The organism is Halomonas sp. BDJS001 (assembly GCF_026104355.1).
Lineage (GTDB): Bacteria > Pseudomonadota > Gammaproteobacteria > Pseudomonadales > Halomonadaceae > Vreelandella.
The window spans coordinates 258,663-278,155 of record NZ_CP110535.1 but is presented as its reverse complement, the minus strand read 5'-3'; the positions used below and the strand labels follow the sequence as shown (position 1 = coordinate 278,155).

Here is a 19,493-nt window from a genome sequence, read left to right as displayed (position 1 = left end):
GAGGAAATATCACCATGATGATGATTTACGGCATGTTCGTGTTCGCCCTAGACACCGCCGCCTATCAAGAGCTGCAGCGGCAAACCCGATGGCGGCAGGAAGCCCAAGGCCGCGTCGGCCTGCTGCCCGCCCGGCAGTTTCTCGGCCCAGGGGAAGACACCTTCACGCTCACCGGCACCCTTCACCCCCAATTCACCGGTGGCCAACCCCACCTCGATCAGGTGCGCGACATGGCCAGCCAGGGACACGCCTGGCCATTGATTGAAGGCACCGGCAAAAACTACGGTTTCTTTGTGATGGAAAGCCTAAAGGAGCGCAAGGTCGCATTGATGCGCGACGGCGCCGCCCAGCAAATTGATTTTGATATGGTGCTGCATCGGGTAGAAGACGATAACGGCAACCTGCTGGCCATGCTCGGCCCGCTGGCCGGTATGGCCATGCGCGCCGTGCCGAGGCTCGTGTAATGATTCCTGCTCGCCGACCCGCCTATTCAATCGGCGGCATGGCCGCCACCGGCCGCCTGCAAAGCCTGACTATCACCGACCGGCGCGGTACCACCACCGACGAACTCACCATGACCCTGGAAGACCACGACGGCCGCCTCGCCATCCCCCCGCGCGGCAAGATCCTGACCGTGGCCCTGGGCTGGGAAGGTGAAGCCCTGGTGGATCGCGGCAGCTTTACCGTGGATGAAGTCGAACACTCAGGCGCGCCGGATGTGCTCACGATCCGCGCCCGCAGTGCCGACCTGCGCAAAGAGAACCCCGCCAAGCGCTGTGAAAGCTATCACGAGAAAACACTCGAAGAGATTGTGGCCACCGCCGCCGGTCGCCTGGGGCTGGCTCCTAATATCGCATCGGCGCTGGCGGGAATATTTATTGATCACATAGACCAAACCGACGAAAGCGACCTGCACTTTTTGCACCGCCTGGCTGAACGGTTTGATGCCCTATGCATGGCCAAAAACGGCAACTTACTGTTTATGCCCATGAACGGCGGCGTCACCGCAGGCGGCACGCCCATCCCCATGCTCACCCTCAAGCGCGGCGTGGGCGACACCCACCGCTATCTCATCGCCGATCGTGAAGAGTTCACCGGCGTGCTGGCTTATTGGAGCGACTTGGAAAGTGCCGAAAGAAAAGAAGTGCTGGTGGGCAGTAGCGACAATACCAAGCGCCTGCGCCACACCTACGCAAGTGAGGCCCACGCCATTGAAGAAGCCAGCGCCGAACTCAAGCGCCTACAGCGCAAGCACTCCGAACTCACCCTGGAACTGGCCGAAGGCCGCGCCGACATCTACCCCGAAACCCCGGTCACCGCACAGGGCTACAAGCCAGAGATCGACGCCACGCCCTGGATCATTGATGAAGTGACCCATAATTTCACGGAGCGGGGGTATACCTGCAGTATTCGGATGGAGACGCGGTGAAATGTATCGCGCTCAATATCAGTCCGCCAAGGTGAGCACTGTGGAAACAAAGCAAAACTTGTAGTTAATAAAAATTAGCAATACCATCAAATTTAGATACTTTTGTATAGCAGTACTTAAAATCTCCAATGTTGCTCAATATATTCATACTGACCCAACCTTGGTGAACACGCTCTTATGCCTCATTAACACGATATGAGTGGATACAATGCAAGCGTTCAGATTGGTCAGTTACACATTATTAGCGTTGGTTCTCATAGGATGCCGGAATGATTCTTCCGATAGCCAAGAAAACAATACAGAGTCGAGCTCAAACGAGAACACTGCATTATTAGCAGATGTGGCTACCAATGCAGAGATCCCCGCAGCATGCGGTAATGGCGGGTTAGCGCTAGGTGATGTCGTGGCCGTCACTGGGGAGCATGACGTTCATGAGGAAGCAGACTTATCTTCTCCTAAAATCAGGAATGACAAGGCCTCTGAAATATTAGGCAGAGATCACTATCATGTGATCGACAATTCAACGACTGTACGTCGCCTATGTGTACAAAGCGATTGGACTGAGGTTCAGATCCAAACCCCGGATTGGCTAACGCATGTAAAAGGCTGGGTTCCCAATGCGGTTCTACGGGAAATAGAGCGCCATGATGATGGTGGTCGCATCTATGTAGAAGACGATTTTTTATGGGACAATGATACTTCGCAGTTTAAACAACAAATTATTGCAACCGTAAACAAGATATCAGTTGAAAACCAGCACTGCAGCCAACTCGACACCGCCTCAATTGCGAAGTCATCTTCTCGCAGTACAACGGGCGACCCCGTCTTTTTTGTGACATGTGGTTCTGGGGCAGATGCATTCAATGTATGGTTCAGGCCCACAGATGCCCAAGATGGAGAGGCTTTTGCAGCACGAGTACCCCTCGAAAAAAATGCGGCTGCTGATGCTTGTGAGCTTGCCGCTAAGCAAGCAGCAATCAATCCCTCTACAGTCAGCTTTTCCCGAATTTGGGATCTAGCATATATTCCCCATGTATCTGGTAGGGCGCGCGTTGTCTCGTCATTCACAGCAAAAAATGCTCTAAATTTAGAATTAAAGTACCGGATTGACTGCCTTTTTGATGGCCCGACTTTGATCGAAACAAATATCATTGAAAGCATGGAGTAAGCCAATAGCGCTAGTTTAGCGCGTCATAACTTACTCCCAGACTCACTTCTCTTATATTTTTAAAGCATAAATTCCTCCGGCCACATCACATGGCCGGGGGATTCAGCATAAGCTTTATTAATAATTACTGTTCTACCCATCCCATCATGATCATTAGTAACGCAGCACTTTCACCCACCTTCATATTAGAAAATAAGCGACGATTCTCTGCTGGATCCGGATCTGGTTCAAAGGCATCATTAAGCTGATTAACCAATTCTTGTGCCAACGGACGCAGGCTATTAACGTCACTAATTTGTCGGCTGATAGCAGCTTTAAAATGTCCGCCTTGATGCATGGTGCTTACAAAATCAGCTGCTGTTGCCAGCTTGTTAGCGTCACTCGCTTGCTGCCATTCCAAAGCACTTGCGCCGTGTAGGTCACCGCCTGAGTACCAGTTAGCCTGGGCAACTAATGAAACACATAAAAGCCAGCCTAAAACGGCAGCTAACGTTACCTTTCTCATTCCCTATCCCCTTTTAATTTTTTGATGAAACAAAACCCCCGGCCACTCCAAATAGCCGGGGGTTTTTATTGCCGCAATCTTCTGGCGAAGCGTTTCCGCCACGCGTGCTATTAAGCGACCACACCACTATGCCAAATTAACTGAGCAACGCATGTAAGCATTTTGCCATCTGTTTGTAAGAAATAACCTACACCGCCCAACACCTAGCCTGTCTCACCACCACCCCGCGATACTGCTTAGCGGTGATAAAACACCCCTGGCCACCAGCAGTGGGCAATAACCGGCAACGGCTACCCACGCGGTGGGATTTAAACAATCGGTACTCCCCTTCCACCTCTGCCACCACCAGATCCCCATGGCCGAACGAACGCGCCTCATCCACCACCAGCACATCGCCTTCCATCCAAAGCCCGCCTGGGCGTGCATCCTCACTGATCTCAACCAGATAGCAGCTGGGTGGAAATTTTCGTCTGTCCATTTCGGCCACTGCTGGGTGCTCCACGCCCACCACTGCTGGCCCCAAGTAATTCACTCGCATGCTATTGCCCTGTGCTTGCCCCACATTAAGCGACGACAATTAATATTTGCCAACCGCCTCCTTAGCGCTAATACTGTATAAAAACACATAATCAAGCAATACATTAGCAAAAATGAATTGCCATAACGTGGCAAGGGCCATAGGCCTGAAATCCACCTTCAACGTGATACACTGTTGATCAAAATCGAGTAGCGCACGGCTCCCACCGTCGCTGCTCGATCGTTTTATTAGTGAGGATATTATGGGCCGTTTCACTTCCCTTGAAATGTGTGCGGGCGCAGGCGGGCAAGCGCTCGGCATTGAGCTGGCTGGCTTTGAACATGAAGCACTCGTTGAAATCGAGCCGCCCGCTTGTGCAACGCTGCGGTTAAATCGCCCACAGTGGAATGTCAGGGAAGAAGACTTACGGCTCTTCAATGGGCTTCCGTACTACGGTGTCGATTTAGTAGCAGGTGGTGTTCCTTGCCCTCCTTTCTCCAAGGCAGGCCAACAACTTGGCGAAGCTGATGAGAGAGACCTCTTTCCCGAGGCAATTCGTCTTGTTGATGAGTGCCGCCCCAAAGCCGTAATGCTTGAAAACGTTCGCGGCCTGATGGATGCACGGTTTGCCGACTACCGCCGCAAAGTAGAGGAGCAGCTCAACGTACTTGGTTATGAAACCGGTTGGCGTCTGCTCAACGCATCTGACTATGGGGTTTCGCAACTTCGCCCCCGAGTGGTGTGCGTTGGTATTCGCAAAGAGCTCTCCGAACACTTCTCATGGCCAGAGCCTTTAAAAGTGGCTCCGCCTACTGTGGGCGAGTTGCTGCTTGACCTGATGCAAGAAGGTGGATGGGAAGGCGCCGAAGAGTGGGCGAAACAAGCCAACACCATCGCGCCCACGTTGGTAGGTGGCTCCAAGAAGCACGGCGGGCCAGACCTCGGCCCCACCCGTGCGAAAAAAGCCTGGGCCGCCTTAGGCGTGAATGGGCATGTCTTGGCTAATGAGCCTCCCGAAAAGGGCTTCGTGGGCATGCCAAAACTCACTCCCAAGATGACCGCCAGAATTCAAGGCTTCCCCGATGATTGGGAAATTTTCGGCAAAAAAACGGCTGCATACCGCCAAATTGGTAATGCTTTCCCTCCCCCTGTGGCAGCAGCCGTCGCATCACAAATCTTTCACGCACTATCGGCCAAACGTATTTACAAGGTAGCGTAATGGGAACATCGGCAGAATTTGGACACCTACGGAAAGCATTTCATGCCGAACTGCTTAAAGCCACACTGACCACTAACGACAAAGGAGTGGTAAGTAACGCCGATAGCAGCAACCGAACCAGTAAAGCCATCGCCAAGGGAATAGCCGATCTATTAAAAGCAGAAACTATTGGCGAACGAATTGCTGGGCAAACATCCGGCAACCAGTTTGAAACCATCTGCGCCCACTTCGTTGAAGCGGCCTTCCTTAAGCTTCAACACCTGCGGCCAGGCACCTGGGATATTCACCAGGTCGGTGGCCGCAACCGTCTCGAAATTGCCCGCTACGAGCAATACGCCCACTTGGTAGCGCTCGATAAAGCCGCAAAGGCAGATAGCGAACTCGCCGCAGCGCTGGGTAGCGATTACACGATTACGCCGGATATCGTCGTGGTGCGTGAAGCGGAAGACGATGAGACCATTAACCGCCATAGCCACCTTGTTGATGATGAGGTCACCACGTTATCCAGCCTTCGCAAGCAAAACGGCGGCCTTCCACTACTGCACGCGAGTATTTCCTGCAAGTGGACAATCCGCAGCGACAGAGCCCAAAACGCCCGTTCAGAAGCGCTTAACCTCATACGCAACCGTAAAGGCAGGTTGCCACATGTGGTGGTCGTCACCGCAGAACCCACCCCAAGCCGACTCGCTTCGATCGCGTTGGGTACCGGTGATATCGACTGCGTTTATCACTTTGCGCTCTATGAGCTTCAAGAAACGTTAGCAACACTGGGCATGGACGATGCGGCGGATCTGTTGTCTGTGATGGTAGATGGAAAGCGGCTTAAAGATATCAGTGATTTACCTTTGGATTTGGCGATCTAATAAGGCGCGTCCATGGGTTCATGGACGCGTTGAACAAAAAAACAGGAAGAGACTGATAAGCATGAGAAAGCATTTTTAACCAGGTGATTTTAAAACAGCATCTGGCACATCAAAAGGACGATCTTGATAGTGAGATAAAAGCCTATGCTCAAGTAAAGCTTTGAATATATCAGGGCAAGTCATTTCACAAGGGTATATTTTACCATCATCCCCAAAATTGATATCCAGTTGAAGCCTATCAATATTTCTTCTTAAGCTTTCTATAAAAGCGTGATCTCGATAGTACCCTTTTTGCTGTATAGCAGCTGCTCGTCTAAGCTGCATTTTGTTGTTATTTACATAATTACTTAAAGGCCCAACATCAGAAAAAATATCTAAAAACTCAGGCTCGGCACATAATTCACTAAAGCTCTCTATATGAGCCTCTTTATACTTAAATACTGACTCGAATTTTGATTTCTCTCTTAACGCTAAAACATGCTCTCCCCAAAAAACAGCATCAAACGTTTTTGCCAGCTCAAACGACTCATCGTTATTTAGCTCAACTGACTCACCTGTATAGCTAAATGACTCATAACTTCTTCTTTTTTTAATAGACCAGCTTTGAGGTGTTTTTTTTAACACCATAAATAATTTCACCCATATGAACAAACTTAGCTATATATAGGTCATTATTCCTCAACTCCTTAATTCTTTTTATCCTATTTTTTTCTTCTTCGTCGGCACAAGAGGAAATTATAATATCGGCATGCGTTAGCTCCAAAGGTATATGTAGCGCACTACACTCATTGTTTTGAGCTAGCAAAGTATATTCATTAATCTCACTAATTCTATCTACTTCACTGATGGCTATTCTCTTGAGCTCTTGCACAATTTCTGGGCCAGTTCTAACCCAACGCCCTGTATACCTCGGGATTTTTTTATCCCTCGCATTTTGGCCGGTTTTAAAAACCCAAAAATGAACATTGGCGCTTTCAAAGTCAAAGCCTTTTAATTCGTTTAATGCTTGATCAATCATTTAGCCCCCTTGACTACCATGACCTCTTGAAGAGATTGAGATTCGAAAAACTCACCTGAAGTTATAGTTATATTGGATAAAACGAGCCCCTTCTTCTGCTCTCTCATGTTTCTAGGAGTTGAACTTTCCTCATAAGAAACCTCATAGAGACGCCAACCCAAAATTGTTAGCATGGGGTTGAGAATAATTCGACCAGATTTATAAGTAATAAAGAAAAGCCAAAAAAAGAATAACAAATAGGCAATTAGCTTTTTTGTATCTTGATAATCAATACTAATAAAAGAAACAACGTATGGTAAAACGTAATTCATTAAGTCAACTGGTATATGCTTGGAGTCTAAGATTTTTATTTCTCTTTCATTCTCGCTTTTGCCAATTAAAAAAAGCGCAAGGCAGAAAGATAAAAGACAAGCCAATAAAACTGGGATACTAATCAAAGGCGTCAAAAGAGGGATAGAACATTCACTACGAGAAAAAAAGAAACTCCAGCAAATTTTCCATGTAAAAAGAGTTGAGTCAAAATCTTGAACAAGCAAGATAATACTTAGCGGGAAATAGGAGCCCATAAAAACTAGTAGCGCGGGTAAAAATTTAAATTGCATTTATCCACCTATTAGAATTCATGAGCCAAAGAAAGGGTTAAATTACAACGTTAAACCACCCGCCCAATCCGAATCTCACACCGCCCCAGAATCTCCACATCATGCATATCCTGAGGCTTGATCATTTCCGGCTGGTAGTGCTCGTTATCACTAATCAAGTACAGCGCGCCGCCCGCCAAGCGCTGCACCCGTTTAATCCGGCGCTCGCCGCTAACCAGTAACAAAAACACGCCTTCCTGTTTCGGATCACGGTTACTGCGATCCACTAACACCCAATCGCCATCGGCCAGGGTGCCATCCATCGAATCGCCACGCACTTTGATGCCCACCACCTGGGCAGGGTCTAGCCCCTGTTCGGAAAGCTCAGCCGTCGAAAAGTACAGCGTGGTTTTTACCGGCTCGCCTTCAAAGCTTCGGCCAGCGCCCGCTGCCGCTTCGATGTCGTACATTTTGACCGGCGAGAGATCTGGCCCTGGCTCCCTTAATGGCATGCCCAGAGGCTGCGACTCAGGAACCGAACGGTTTCCAGTCAATACGTATTGAACATCAACTCCCTGCTCAGCAATGACCGTTAGGTAATCTGCTTTCGGGCTACGTTGACCGCCCTCGTAGAGCATTTGAGTCTTTTTAGTCACTTGGGCAAGGTCACCGAAGAGGGTTTGTGACAACCCTAGCCGCTCCCTTTCCTCTCTAAGCCTTTCACCCAATGAAACCATTTAGTCCTCACAAACCCTTGACATGGAAACCGTTCGGTACCATTCTATTTATGTCTTTTACTTCACTACACAACGCAAGGGAGCCACTGCCATGGCCACACCTGCTGCTAGTCAACCAACGACACTGCCTATTAGGCATACCACGCACAAAGGGCGCTCAACGGGGTGCACCATATTTGCGCGCCAACGCGGAGCCAATCTCTGCCATCGCATCCTCTACTTCCGTCAATCCTTCAGGGGCCTCAATTACACCGTGCTGATCGGCCAGATCACCTTCGTTCAGCAATTCGAAGTGCCGATTACCCAGCCCTATAAAGCGTTCGATCAACGGGTCGGCTCGCAGCGGCTTGCGGATGTTATCGATCTGACGTCCTTCGTAACGGCGATTCGGGTCTTCGATGAAGGCAATCTTGCGGAGTCCGACGGGGCGCGGCGTCACGTCGAGCAACTTACCGTCCGGCGTACGGATAACGGTATGGAACTCGGCCTCAATCATGACTCGTGGCCACTCCCAGATAGCCCAGCCGAACACCTGTTCGCCGCCTATAGCCTCCAGTGCCTCTGGCACGACGACGAAACATTCATTTTCTTCTGCATCCGCCAGGGGCTCATGAGGAACATTTACTGGCTTCCCTCCAGGAACAACCTCCTGGCAGAACACTAGCGTATGCGGCTTACGAATATTGGCTGCTTTCACCCTGCTCCACCTCTAACCCGACCCTTTTAGAGTCTTTTACTTCATTAAGGAAGCCTAACCCATGGCCACCGCTAACACCATTGCCCCAAAGCCGATTTATGCCCCCAAAGGGTGTAATTCGCCAATCATGACCTACCTCACCGAAGCCGAGCGCGGCAGCCTGGAACGTATTACCCAGCTGGAGATGCGTTCGATGTCGGCCACCGCTCGCATGCTCATGCTGCGCGGCATCGCCCAGTACGACCAAGAAACCCTTTCCGCCGATTAACCCGTTGTTCGTGCTTCTGCATAAGGAACGCCGTCATGCACCAAGACACCCGTCGCATCCGTCAACGCTATGCCGCCATCAATTTGGACGACTACGAAGCCAAGTTGATTGACGCCCTGGTCGACTACACCGGCATGTCGAAAGCCACCTTGCTGCGCCAATTGGTGCTGAAAGAAGCGCTCGAAACACTCGGCGTTAGCGACATCGTGAATACCAGTATGGGCCAGCGTGCGTCGTAAAAGCAGCACAAAAAAGGCCCAAAAGGAGCACCCAAAATGCCCCATGAGTTTCGCTTAGCACTGGATGAAGAGCTGGACACCCAGCTGGAGGCAGTGCGGCAACAGCAAGGGCTTGAAACGCTCGACCAAGCCGCGGAGTGGCTCGCCCGCCGACGACTGCGCAAGGGCACGGCCAGCCTCACCGGCCGAGGCCGCGCCCTCTACGAAATAAGGGGGCGCAGTGACTGAACCAGAAGAGCAAGACGATGAATTAGAAGGTGTGCCCACGAACGAAGTCAGTCGGTTGCGAATCGGCTGCCCTCACTGCGGTAGCTACATGAAGGTGCGGACTTCGAAGACGCATCTACCTGACTACCGCGAACTGTATCTGAACTGCACCAACGAGTTCGCCTGTGGGTTCCGCTGTAAGGCCAGCCTAGGAATTATCGAAGAGATCGTTCCGAGCTACCAGCCAAACCCAGACGTGAACATCAAGCAAGGTGCATGGCTAAAGCGGCAGATACGGCTAGAAGAACAAGGCCAGATGCGCCTGGGCATAGAAAACATCACCAAGCCAATAGGTAACCACCATGAACGTCGCACCCATTAACGCTGCAAAAAAACCCTTCGATATCGCCACCGAAGTGCTCTGGCAAAACCGCTGGGATAGCCGCGCCGAAGCGCTGCGCATCACGATCGGCACGCTAGTTCATGACTACGGCATCAGCGAAGCCACCGCCGAAGTGGCCGCCATTCAGGCCTTCGCGGATCTGGATAGCGTCAACCTGGACGCATCCATCGACCTAAACGCCAGCACCTCCCATGTAGTGGTGCTACGTACCCGCAACGGCTGCCCGGTGGTGTTCACCGCCCGCGACCTCGACCGCATGATCCAGCAGGCCCGCGATGCTGGCCTAGCCCAGGTGGTCGATGCCGATACCCGCCGCCCTATCGTTCTCGAGCACTGAGCTGAAATACTGAGAGAGTCCACCATGGCCAACGTGACCCCACTCCCCACACGCAAAGCACCGCCCCGCGTTCACTCAGACCGGGCGGGCTTTGGTGAACTCCGCGCCGAGCTGCACAGCCGCGCGGCGGATCAAGACTTGATCAGCGTCTGGGCGGATCTCCCCTTTCCGGAACGCCGCTTTGTGCTGAAAAGCGCCGGGCTAACCGCGGATGCCACCCAACAAATCAGCCAACTAGCCAAGCCGGAACGCGCTGCCGTGCGTGCCGCCATCCACCGCATGAGCGACTACGCCAGTGGCCTGAAAGATCAACTGCGCAACCGTGCCCAGCACCCCAGCTGTGAGCTGGCCAGCCACGCCCGCCAAGCTCTGGCGGAAGGCAACACCAAGGCCGCCCTGCACTGGCTAAGCCTGATCGAAAAGGGGGTGGCATGAACACTTCTAGCGTTATGCAAAGCCTGTATGAAGTGAAAGCGCGTTTCGACGCTTTGGCAAAACAGCTTGAACAAGCTGGGTACCGAATGGCTGCAGAAGAGTTAAAGCGCGAAGCTGGAAAGTTTGGCTGCCAGCTAACTCAGCTAGAAAGCGTATGTGATGACTACCGCATCGAGATTAGCACTGCGTATGTAATTTCAGAGAAAGGTAGTTTCAAAGCCAGTAAGTACTTGGCAACGCTAGATGCAGCGACACGCAGAGAGGTGATGAAGAGAGAAGCGTATGACTATTGGAAGCGCTTAGAGAATAAAAGGCGTGAGGAATTTTTTGGTGAGCAACGATGACGGCATTGGAACTCGCCTTTGGCCACAGCTCTGGCACCAAAGACTGCTACCTGTACTTAAAGGGCCACTTTGCGCGCCTGCCCTCGCTGGCGGAAAAGCTGGCGGGTGGCTATGTGCACGTTTCCAAACGCCACGGCCACGCCGCTGCTAACCGCTGGTTAGCCCGCAACACCCGCGAGCTCATCGACCCGGCCAACGTTTACCGCCGCTTTCCTGCCATCGCCAAGGATCTGGAGCGCGGCTTTAACGGGCTGGTCAAACGCGCACCCACCACCATCGAAGGCCTACAACAGGGCTGCCGCTGGCTGGCCAGCGTGGAAAAGAATCTGGTGCTGCACGGCCTAAACGTGACCCACGACGATGAAGCGGTCATCAATCACGCCGACGCCCAGGCCACAGCCATCGAGCGCGAACGCAGCAAGCTGATCGGCGGCATCGCCGAGCATAACCGCCGCCTGCGCCTGGGCTTGCTACCGCCACCGCTGAACCTGAAAACACCCAAGGCGCGCACCCTTTCCGGCCAGGCGCGGGAAGTCGCTCTGCAAATCGCGGATTCCCGCAACCCGTTAAGCCCGCCGCTGGGCGTCATTCCATTGATGGCAGTGTTCAACTGGCACCGTGCGCCGGTCATGAGCCTATCCGTCGTCAATGAAATGGCGCTCGTCAAAGCCCGCCACCGTGCACGCCTGCACGGCATCAACCCGCCCAGCCTCAAGCTGAAAAGCGCCGTGCAGTTGGCCAAGCTCACCGACCCTATTTGGTGGCGTCGGCAGCTGCGCCGCCTGGGCGGCCGCCGGTTGGAACAGGTGCAGCGGGAAGCCCACCGCGTGCACAAGCGCGCGGGCATCTACTGCAGCAACGTCACGCTCGACCGCCGCCGCGCACAGAAGAACCGTAACCGCGCCCTGCTCGAGGCATTGGAAGCGATCAACCAGGAAGGCCAGGTTTACACCCTGGCCGAACTCGCCGAGTTGGGCTTATCGAACCCCGACCACCGCCGTGCTGAATTGATGCTGCGTATCAGCGACACCGAAGCGGAGTCCCGCCGCATGGGCCACGTGGGCATGTTCTACACCATCACCGCGCCCAGCCGTTTCCACCCGGTGATATCCGAAAACAGCGTCAGCAACCCGAAGTATGACGGCAGCACCCCGCGCGAAGCCCAAGCCCACCTGCAGCAGGTATGGGCACGCGCCCGGGCTGCGTTGGCCCGAGAGAACCTGGGTATTTACGGCATACGCGTGGTGGAACCCCACCACGACGGCACGCCCCACTGGCACCTGTTGCTGTGGATGAAGCCGGAGCACACAAAGCGCGTAAACGAGATATTGCGCAGCCATGCGGAAGCGGACACCCCCGAAGAGCTGTTCGACCGTCGCGGCAACAAGACCACCGCCCGCTTCAAAGTGGAAAAGATCAACTACGCGAAAGGCACCGCCGCGGGCTACGTGGCCAAGTACATCAGCAAGAACATCAACGGCGAGCAGTTCGTCCGTGATGGCGTGCAAAACGATGACAAAGACCGCTATGGCCATGAGCTAAACAGCGTCGCGCCACGCATTGAGTCTTGGGCGGCGGTGTGGGGCATTCGCCAGTTTCAGTTCGTCGGCCTGCCCAGCGTCACCGTGTGGCGGGAAGTGCGCCGCCTGAACGAAAAGCACATCGATGAGTTGGAAAGCTGGGAGCAAGCCACCCGCCCAGATAAACGCATCGCCGGCCGTTTGGAACAGATTCGCAAGGCAGCTAACGCAGGCCAGTGGGATCAGTTCCTGCGTTTGATGGGCGGCCCCAATCTGCCCCGCAAACAGCGTCCCGTTAAACCCTGGACGATGCCCCGCGTGGATCTCGAACGGGCTGAATTTAGCCACGCCACAGGCGAGGTGCGGGAAGGCGTAGAGGCCAAAGGCCGCCACGGCGAAAGCAAGCTAGGCACCTTCGGCATCGTCGTATCCGACGGCCGGGGTAACGAACACGAATACCTGACCCGCTTCTACCGCTGGCAAGTGCGCGGCAAGTCGCAGCGGCACCAGGGGGTTTCGGGAGGCGGCGAAGCCGCGTCCCCTTGGACTCGTGTCACTAACTGTACGCAGGGGCCGGATATCCAGCCCCGAGAGCCATCCCCCCACGAGAAAAAAGCCCAGCGCGAACGTCTCGAAGAGTGGAAGCGCTCAGAAATTTACCGGGCCGAAGCGGAAGACGCCCATCGCGAAGCCCAGGAAGCCAGAGAAGCCGCGCGAAAACTTTTCGCGCCGTCCAAACCTACCCAGCAGGAAGAGTACTTCCCGCCCGAACTTTGCTAACCGAAGGAAGAACGATGGCAGATAACGCCGACCGCGCCGCGGTCACCATCCAACAAAGCCTGGAGGCCACGCTGGCACGCCGCGCCACGCTCGCCACCCAGGCCGCCAACGATGACTGCGAAGATTGCGGCTACGTGATCCCCGCCCAGCGCCGCAAAGCCGCGCCCTGGGCCACCACCTGCATCGAGTGCCAGGGCATTCGTGAGCTGAAAAACAAGCAAGGACGGTAAACGATGAAAAACCCAATACCCGTCAACCATCGTTTGGCCATTACCTTGCTCGCCGCAGGTTTTGGCCTGGGCGCCGCTTTCCAGCTAGGCGTGAGCACCGTTAGCCACTTCAAACCCCGCGTTGAGGTGATCGAGATCCGCACTCAAGCAAAAGCGGTGCCCAAGGGCATCGCGCAGCGGATCGAGTTTTAGGGGGAAGCATGGAGAAAAATCACGCACCACCCAAAGGCGGCACCGTGGCAAGGCAAGCCGCCATGCTCTGCCAGGATCAAGCCTTCCAGCTCTACCTAGATCGCCGCCGCCGGGCCAAGTTTGGGATTGATGTAAGCGCCCTACCCGACGGTACGCATAACGAACAGGACGCCCGGGATTGGTTAATCGCGGCCTGCCAAATCAACAGCCGCGCCGAGCTGGACAGCAACCCAGCCGCACGCCAAACGTTTCGCATCATTCGCAACCGCTTCAACCGCTGGCGGGCTAAACAGAAAGGAGAAAAGAACCAATGAGTATTAACGATCAACGTGATATCGATAAAGAGCTAGCTGATGCTTTGGCCCGCGCAAAGGCAGGGGTAGACCTGGCAATGATCGAGCTGCCAGATATCGTGGTTTTCCCGCGGCTAATTCCGGCAATGCCCGCGACGGCGCGAAAAGCACGCAGCACCGGCATCCTACTCGGTAGGCCTGGGCCACGATTCGTGAAGCGTGGCCACCATGTGCGCTATCGCTTATCTGACGTATACGCCTGGCTGGAATCAAGCGAGAGCTATTCAAGCACCGCTGAAGCGTCAATGCGCACCGCTACTTCCATCGCTTCGTAACTCCTTGCCTATGACCTCTTTCCCCTGCCCGATCTGAGCAAAAAGCTGTACCGCGTTACGCTTATGGTCGGGCTGGAGGTGGGCATAGTATTTAATCGTCGTCTGAATATCCGAGTGAGCCATCAGCTTGCTCACCGTGAGAAGATCCACTCCCGCCATGACCAACTGACTCGCAAAGTTATGGCGCAGCGTATAAAGCACCATTCCATCGTTAAGCCCTGCCAACTGACGCACCCGCTTCCACGGTTTCCGCATTGCATCTTTGCCCAGCCGTTTGCCCGTAACGGGTGATGAAAACACATAGCCGCTGCTGGGCTTCCCTTGCTGTTCCCACCAAGTTTCCAGCACCTCCAAGGCCGGGTCTGAAAGCGGGAAAGTCTGCGGTTCGGGGGATTGGTGCGCGGTTTTTTCGATGATTTTGCGAATGCTCTTAAACTCGAAACTCACGTGTGGCCAACGAAGGCCAAATAAATCACCTGGTCGAAACCCGGTGTAATACATGAGCAGTAGCCACGGCGCGGCATGATCGACATAGGCTACTCCATCCAGGTCGGGTAAATACCGCTTACCATGAGCCCGGCTGCTTCTGCGTTGCGCCCGCTTTTCCTCTTGGTAAGCGTCCAGACCTGCAAAAAAGGCTTCACGCTCACTAGCTTCCAGGTAACGGCGCCCCTCATCCGCTTCAAGCTGATCGTCCGTAAGCGCTGGCTTTTGGAGTTTGATATCTTTTAGCGGGTTTAGAGTAATGACACCGCGCTTAGCCGCGTGGTTAAGCAGTGTCTGTAGTGCCCCATAGGAACGTTTCAGGGTTTGGTAAGCCTGGGGTTTTACCGGTGGGTCTGCATCTGGGGCTCCCGCCTCTTTTTGAGACTGCCAGCGCTCAACGTCAGCCAGGCCGAGTGTATCCATAGGCTTATCAAGCCACTCGGGAAAGCTATTTTCGATACGTCTTAGGGTAGCGTCGCCATCCTTGCGGCGCTTCTGGTGATCGGCATAATCAGTATGCAGGTAAGATCTAAGCGTTTGTTGCTGCTGGTGTTGCGCTTCGGCTTTCGTCTCTTCAATCACCGCGCGGGGATCGCCACCTTGGGCAACGACAGCCAACGCCTCGCGCGCGGTTTCTCGCGCTTGAGTAGCGGTGAAGACACCATATTTGCCAATGGTGAGCATGCGTTGGTTGCCCGTCTTAGTTCGATAGTAAAGACGAAACGACAACCCCCGCTGGCCGTGGCGAACATGAAAGCCTGCCAGCTCGGTATCAAAAACATCATTGCCAGGTGGTGATTTACTAAGCTCTAATAAAAAACGCGCAGTCAGCTTAGCTTTCTCAGTGCTTTTGCCCACTCCATACTCCGATCAGTCGAAAAACTAGGTAGCAAATAGGTAGCAAGATGAGGATAAAGGGGGTCAACGCCAGCAACAAGTCGAAATGAAAAACACCAAATAAGCCATTGATTTAAATAATATATACTTACCCACAAGTTTCTGGGGATATATCGAGTTATCTTATCCACAGGCCTTCGGGAGGCAGAGGTCGTAGGTTCGAATCCTGCTATTCCGACCAAAAAATTTAGAAAAAACGGCCACTTAGCTAATACAGCAAGTGGCCGTTTTTTGTTGGTAGCAACACTAGGTTCCATATAGGTTCCAAGCTGAAACACAAAAGGGCTAGCAATAAATGACAATGTCATCGTAAAAGCTTACCCGTTTCACCTACCGCCTACGCCAGGATAAGAACGACGACCATTACATCTGTTTTAAAAAATATAACCCCCGGCCATCCGTTGGCCGAGGGCTTTTGGTATCCGTCTCCTTACAGAAAAGCTGATTCCTTCCAGCTCGCGCATCCAAGCGTCCTAAGCAGCATGGCAGATAAATGATCCCGTTTATGTAAGACATTGCCGACAAGATTTGTAAGAAATCTCTTACAACTTTATGGCTAGGATCTTTGATACAGTGGCCTACAATTTCATGGAACGGGGATATAACCTGCAGTATTAGGATGGAAACGCGGTGACGCACGCCATAGCGTTGCCTAGTGAAAGGAAAGCAGGGCATTTCCATGCCATAATGTTTGGCTCTTTTGTAGGAGGCGGCATGGGCATGATTTTTGGTAATATTACTGTAGTCCCAGCTCGTCAACGGGGGCTCAATGACTTTTAATGCTTAGGGGTAAACCTTAATACGAAGCGTGATAAATCCGCCTGCTGATCAGGGGGCAAATCTCGATAACTCGAAAAAGGCGCAGCCTGTATGATGGCTAGTAGAGCTGAATCATTTAACTGGCGGTAATTACTGGCTTGCATAATTTCTATCTTTTTAACCACACCACCATCACTTAATTCTACTTCAACCGTAACAAACTCGTCATTTGACACACCTTCCGGCTGCACCCAAATATGTTCCACCTTCGTGCGCACTTCTCTTATAAAACCTGTAGCCGCGGTGTCGCTATCAGTCATATTAAGCCGATGCATTTGGGCTTCAGCTGGTTCCTGCGAAAGTTGACGTTGCATAGTTTCTGAGGCTAGTGTTGAACTCCCTAGCGTCGAAAAGACAACAGCAGCAAAAAAAGATACATTTCTACTTAAGCTCACATTCCTTCCCCTAGTATTTTTAATATATTAATTCACTTAAAAGTTTTCCTTTTTCTACGTTTTTTTACGTTCCCCACGATCCTCTTCAGAGCTTCGCTGGCACTATTAAGTTACCACTCACGCTGCATAAAAAAAGCATTTGCGGTGGAATCCAGAATTCATAGAGTCAGCGCAGCACTTTGGATCACAAGGTAGAGGCAGGAGAGCCAGTGCCGGTACTCTTTCTGCCTTACCTACCAAAGCGAAGCATGGGATACCGACAACTGAATCAAGTCCAACGATACCAAATTTTGCCTATCTTGAGACAGGCATCAGCCAGTGAAAAATAGCTAAGGTCATTGGCGTCCACAGCAGCATATTAGCCGCGAATTAAAGCCCAACGAGCTGACCAGTGATTATGCACCTGCACAGACTCAATCAGTAAGTGATCCGCGCCGACGTACCACTTCACCGATCCCCCCATAGCGCTCAACTGTTCATGGCCGAACCTGGCTGTTTGAGAAGTAGATAAAAAAACACAAACATAGCATGCTAACAAACATGCTACGATATGCGCTTATGCTTTTCACTCTCCCTCCTTCTCTTGATATGGACAAGACTATTAGCCAATTAACACATATTAAGGCCGTACTGCTGTTTGCCAGCACCATGACCGTGATGTCAGGGGCAATTATCGCGCCTGCACTGCCGGGTATTAGCCGCCATTTTCCCGACCAGCCCCAGGTAGTGATTCAACTGATTCTGACTCTGCCTGCGCTTATGATTACGCTGTTTAGCCCGCTAATGGGCTACTTGGCTGACCGGTTTGGCCGCAAAAAACTGCTGCTGATGATGCTTGGCATCTACGGTTTTGCCGGGGTCGCAGGCTTTTTCATTGATCGCGTGGATCTACTACTAAGCTCCCGCGCGCTGATGGGGATTGCGGTAGCCGGTATTCTGAGTATCAGCACCACACTGGTGGGGGATTATTTCGATAGCACCGAACGCGCCCGCTTCTTGGGGCTGCAAAGTAGCTGCATGGCACTGGGAGGGGTGATCTTTATCAATCTGGGCGGGATACTTTCCGACTGGAGCTGGCGTGGCCCATTTCTACTCTATATTACTGGCGTTTTGCTGCTGCCCTACGCCTGGGCGATTCTTCAAGAACCCAAATCCAGCGGTAGCGTCAGCGCTGGTACAGACGGTGCGCCGGTGAAGGTGGATATCGGGCGCACTGGCCTTGCCTACCTGATCGCCATGATCAGCATGGCAATGTTTTATATGTTTCCCGCCCAACTGCCCTTTTTGCTTTCTCAGCAAGGCCAAGTCAGCGGCATGGCGATTGGCATTGCGCTTTCCATGGCAGCCCTAACGGCCAGTATCGTGGCGTTTTGCTACGGCTACTACAAACCGTTTCTGTCGGTGATGACGATATACGTTTTAGGGTTCCTGCTGGCGGCCGCTGGCTTTTTGATTGTTGGGTTCACCCAGAGTTACGCCATGGCAATCGTGGGTGCGGCGATCTCCGGTTTTGGACTTGGCGCCTTTATGCCCAACACCACCACCTGGCTGATGCGGATCACGCCTCAACGGGTGCGCGGCCGAGTGTTTGGCGGTTTTACCTCGACCTTCTTTTTCGGCCAGTTTATCTCCCCAGTGGTAGTCTCCCCGGCGGTAATTTGGCTGGACTCGCTGCGTAATGTGTTTACCGCCATGGCGGTCGTGTGTGGAGTGCTGGCAATCGTACTGATCATTCTGGGCAAAACAACGCTACAGGCGGACAGTAAGCTTTAAAGGTAGCGCCCCGCTAGCCAGGTGGATGAATCAACCCTACCACGCTAACCAATATCAGCACCGCCCCCAGAACACGGAAGAACAGCCCGGTGTCCGCTTTGAGCATATAGCGGTGGGCTTTCTCGCCTGCCAAATGGCCAATAAAAGCACAAGGCAGCAGCCACAGCTGGTGGATTAACTGTAGATCCACCCCTGCGATAACGAACGACACCATCTTGATCACCACCAGGATAAACCACAGCACGAACATGGTATCCCGCAGTTGCTCTTTGGCCACGTGCGCAGCGAACACCGCCACAATCAGCGGCGCGCCAATCAGTGAGGTACCGCTGACATAGCCGCCTAGCGCCAGCAGCACGTAGTCCACGTATTTGTTTTTACTTTTGAACGGTTTGTTGAGCACATAGCCAATGGCATAGATGAATACAATGCCGAAAATGATGCTGGTCATGACCTGCGCAGGCAGCGTTAACAGCCCTACCACCCCAATTAGCTTGGGGATAATCATGATTTTTAAGGCTTTGGTTAGATAGCCCCAATCGATATTACTCTGTGACGAGGAGCCTCCTGCCCCCTGTTTCTGCAACTGTCGATGCCCGTTCCAAGCAATCCAGCTAGAGAAAATCAGCAGGTGAATGGCGATAATCGGCAGGAAAACCAATGGCTGATTGGTCACCAAGAGCAGGAAGGGCAACGCCAGCACGGCACCACCAAAGCCCAGGCTCGTCCTCACAAAGCCGCTCCAGGCAAAAATCAGCCCGATCAGCACGTACTGGTACCAGAGTAAATCCGTCATTGGCTCGCCT

General features: G+C 52.9%; 28 protein-coding genes. 18 read left to right on the top strand and 10 right to left on the bottom strand.

The genetic code is table 11. The features are described 5' to 3' along the window. The first annotated feature begins 14 nt into the window (after nt 1–14). The 3 genes from OM794_RS01410 to OM794_RS01400 all read left to right on the top strand — a co-directional run bounded on the left by OM794_RS01410 (nt 15) and on the right by OM794_RS01400 (nt 2,597). Entirely contained in the window at nt 15–464 is a 450-nt protein-coding gene (locus OM794_RS01410) for a phage tail protein (protein ID WP_226250259.1), read from the top strand. Further along, complete coding sequence (locus OM794_RS01405) at nt 464–1,429, top strand: contractile injection system protein, VgrG/Pvc8 family (protein ID WP_226250258.1); 966 nt, start codon at nt 464–466, stop codon at nt 1,427–1,429. Before OM794_RS01410 ends, OM794_RS01405 begins: the two co-directional genes overlap by 1 nt. 208 nt (nt 1,430–1,637) lie before the next feature. Then, entirely contained in the window at nt 1,638–2,597 is a 960-nt protein-coding gene (locus OM794_RS01400) for a hypothetical protein (RefSeq protein ID WP_226250257.1), read from the top strand. A 124-nt stretch (nt 2,598–2,721) separates the two neighbouring features. Here the strand turns inward: OM794_RS01400 and OM794_RS01395 are convergent, their stop codons facing one another. After that, on the bottom strand, nt 2,722–3,102 hold the full coding sequence (locus OM794_RS01395) for a hypothetical protein (RefSeq protein ID WP_226250256.1): 381 nt from the start codon (nt 3,100–3,102) through the stop codon (nt 2,722–2,724). 187 nt (nt 3,103–3,289) lie between these two features. Continuing rightward, on the bottom strand, nt 3,290–3,640 hold the full coding sequence (locus OM794_RS01390) for a S24 family peptidase (protein WP_226250255.1): 351 nt from the start codon (nt 3,638–3,640) through the stop codon (nt 3,290–3,292). A gap of 241 nt (nt 3,641–3,881) precedes the next feature. Here OM794_RS01390 and OM794_RS01385 point away from each other — a divergent pair, with 241 nt between their 5' ends. Together OM794_RS01385 and OM794_RS01380 are read left to right on the top strand one after the other, a co-directional pair. Next, nucleotides 3,882–4,838: a DNA cytosine methyltransferase gene (locus tag OM794_RS01385; RefSeq protein WP_226250254.1), complete on the top strand. Its 957-nt coding sequence runs from the start codon at nt 3,882–3,884 to the stop codon at nt 4,836–4,838. Continuing rightward, nucleotides 4,838–5,701: an NgoMIV family type II restriction endonuclease gene (locus OM794_RS01380; RefSeq protein ID WP_226250253.1), complete on the top strand. Its 864-nt coding sequence runs from the start codon at nt 4,838–4,840 to the stop codon at nt 5,699–5,701. Before OM794_RS01385 ends, OM794_RS01380 begins: the two co-directional genes overlap by 1 nt. A gap of 75 nt (nt 5,702–5,776) precedes the next feature. On the opposite strand, the gene OM794_RS01375 is transcribed toward OM794_RS01380, so the two are convergent. From OM794_RS01375 to OM794_RS01355, 5 genes are all read right to left on the bottom strand, one after another. Continuing rightward, nucleotides 5,777–6,328 (bottom strand): Kiwa anti-phage protein KwaB-like domain-containing protein, encoded by a 552-nt coding sequence (locus OM794_RS01375; RefSeq protein WP_226250252.1) that lies wholly within the window; start codon nt 6,326–6,328, stop codon nt 5,777–5,779. Next, nucleotides 6,291–6,719, bottom strand: coding sequence for a hypothetical protein (locus OM794_RS01370; RefSeq protein WP_226250251.1), 429 nt, complete (start codon nt 6,717–6,719; stop codon nt 6,291–6,293). Before OM794_RS01370 ends, OM794_RS01375 begins: the two co-directional genes overlap by 38 nt. Next, nucleotides 6,716–7,321: a hypothetical protein gene (locus tag OM794_RS01365; protein ID WP_226250250.1), complete on the bottom strand. Its 606-nt coding sequence runs from the start codon at nt 7,319–7,321 to the stop codon at nt 6,716–6,718. The genes OM794_RS01370 and OM794_RS01365 overlap by 4 nt, the downstream gene beginning before the upstream one ends. 50 nt (nt 7,322–7,371) lie before the next feature. Next, nucleotides 7,372–7,989, bottom strand: coding sequence for a LexA family transcriptional regulator (locus tag OM794_RS01360; protein WP_226250249.1), 618 nt, complete (start codon nt 7,987–7,989; stop codon nt 7,372–7,374). 205 nt (nt 7,990–8,194) lie between these two features. Beyond that, on the bottom strand, nt 8,195–8,605 hold the full coding sequence (locus OM794_RS01355) for a hypothetical protein (protein ID WP_226250248.1): 411 nt from the start codon (nt 8,603–8,605) through the stop codon (nt 8,195–8,197). A 190-nt stretch (nt 8,606–8,795) separates the two neighbouring features. Between OM794_RS01355 and OM794_RS01350 the strand changes: the two genes are divergently transcribed. Genes OM794_RS01350 through OM794_RS01295 form a run of 12 tightly spaced genes read left to right on the top strand, consistent with a single transcriptional unit; the run spans nt 8,796 to nt 14,317 of the window. Continuing rightward, complete coding sequence (locus tag OM794_RS01350; RefSeq protein ID WP_041158942.1) at nt 8,796–9,002, top strand: hypothetical protein; 207 nt, start codon at nt 8,796–8,798, stop codon at nt 9,000–9,002. Nucleotides 9,003–9,037: 35 nt separating this feature from the next. Then, on the top strand, nt 9,038–9,241 hold the full coding sequence (locus tag OM794_RS01345; RefSeq protein ID WP_041158941.1) for a hypothetical protein: 204 nt from the start codon (nt 9,038–9,040) through the stop codon (nt 9,239–9,241). 36 nt (nt 9,242–9,277) lie between these two features. Continuing rightward, complete coding sequence (locus tag OM794_RS01340) at nt 9,278–9,469, top strand: hypothetical protein (protein ID WP_226250247.1); 192 nt, start codon at nt 9,278–9,280, stop codon at nt 9,467–9,469. Further along, the gene (locus OM794_RS01335; RefSeq protein ID WP_226250246.1) at nt 9,462–9,830 is read left to right on the top strand and encodes an ogr/Delta-like zinc finger family protein; all 369 of its coding nucleotides are present in this window, start codon (nt 9,462–9,464) and stop codon (nt 9,828–9,830) included. The genes OM794_RS01340 and OM794_RS01335 overlap by 8 nt, the downstream gene beginning before the upstream one ends. After that, a complete protein-coding gene (locus OM794_RS01330) occupies nt 9,811–10,188 on the top strand; it encodes a hypothetical protein (protein ID WP_226250245.1) in 378 nt (125 codons plus the stop codon). The genes OM794_RS01335 and OM794_RS01330 overlap by 20 nt, the downstream gene beginning before the upstream one ends. Before the next feature lie 24 nt (nt 10,189–10,212). Beyond that, nucleotides 10,213–10,623, top strand: coding sequence for a hypothetical protein (locus tag OM794_RS01325; RefSeq protein WP_226250244.1), 411 nt, complete (start codon nt 10,213–10,215; stop codon nt 10,621–10,623). Further along, on the top strand, nt 10,620–10,967 hold the full coding sequence (locus OM794_RS01320; RefSeq protein ID WP_226250243.1) for a hypothetical protein: 348 nt from the start codon (nt 10,620–10,622) through the stop codon (nt 10,965–10,967). Before OM794_RS01325 ends, OM794_RS01320 begins: the two co-directional genes overlap by 4 nt. Then, complete coding sequence (locus tag OM794_RS01315) at nt 10,964–13,267, top strand: replication endonuclease (protein WP_226250242.1); 2,304 nt, start codon at nt 10,964–10,966, stop codon at nt 13,265–13,267. Before OM794_RS01320 ends, OM794_RS01315 begins: the two co-directional genes overlap by 4 nt. A gap of 14 nt (nt 13,268–13,281) precedes the next feature. Then, nucleotides 13,282–13,497 carry a TraR/DksA C4-type zinc finger protein gene (locus OM794_RS01310; RefSeq protein WP_226250241.1) on the top strand — a complete coding sequence of 72 codons (216 nt, stop codon included), beginning with the start codon at nt 13,282–13,284 and terminating at the stop codon, nt 13,495–13,497. Nucleotides 13,498–13,500: 3 nt separating this feature from the next. Next, nucleotides 13,501–13,689, top strand: coding sequence for a hypothetical protein (locus tag OM794_RS01305; RefSeq protein ID WP_226250240.1), 189 nt, complete (start codon nt 13,501–13,503; stop codon nt 13,687–13,689). 8 nt (nt 13,690–13,697) lie between these two features. Continuing rightward, nucleotides 13,698–14,003 (top strand): hypothetical protein, encoded by a 306-nt coding sequence (locus OM794_RS01300; protein ID WP_052475671.1) that lies wholly within the window; start codon nt 13,698–13,700, stop codon nt 14,001–14,003. Then, on the top strand, nt 14,000–14,317 hold the full coding sequence (locus tag OM794_RS01295) for a hypothetical protein (RefSeq protein ID WP_226250239.1): 318 nt from the start codon (nt 14,000–14,002) through the stop codon (nt 14,315–14,317). The genes OM794_RS01300 and OM794_RS01295 overlap by 4 nt, the downstream gene beginning before the upstream one ends. Here the strand turns inward: OM794_RS01295 and OM794_RS01290 are convergent. Next, entirely contained in the window at nt 14,285–15,661 is a 1,377-nt protein-coding gene (locus tag OM794_RS01290; RefSeq protein WP_226250238.1) for a site-specific integrase, read from the bottom strand. The two genes, OM794_RS01295 and OM794_RS01290, sit on opposite strands and share 33 nt — an antisense overlap. A gap of 815 nt (nt 15,662–16,476) precedes the next feature. Continuing rightward, nucleotides 16,477–16,914 (bottom strand): energy transducer TonB, encoded by a 438-nt coding sequence (locus OM794_RS01285; protein WP_226250237.1) that lies wholly within the window; start codon nt 16,912–16,914, stop codon nt 16,477–16,479. A 558-nt stretch (nt 16,915–17,472) separates the two neighbouring features. Here OM794_RS01285 and OM794_RS01280 point away from each other — a divergent pair. After that, nucleotides 17,473–18,687: an MFS transporter gene (locus OM794_RS01280; protein WP_226250236.1), complete on the top strand. Its 1,215-nt coding sequence runs from the start codon at nt 17,473–17,475 to the stop codon at nt 18,685–18,687. Between the two features lie 13 nt (nt 18,688–18,700). On the opposite strand, the gene OM794_RS01275 is transcribed toward OM794_RS01280, so the two are convergent. Then, nucleotides 18,701–19,483, bottom strand: coding sequence for a sulfite exporter TauE/SafE family protein (locus tag OM794_RS01275; RefSeq protein ID WP_226250235.1), 783 nt, complete (start codon nt 19,481–19,483; stop codon nt 18,701–18,703). Between the last annotated feature and the right edge of the window lie 10 nt (nt 19,484–19,493).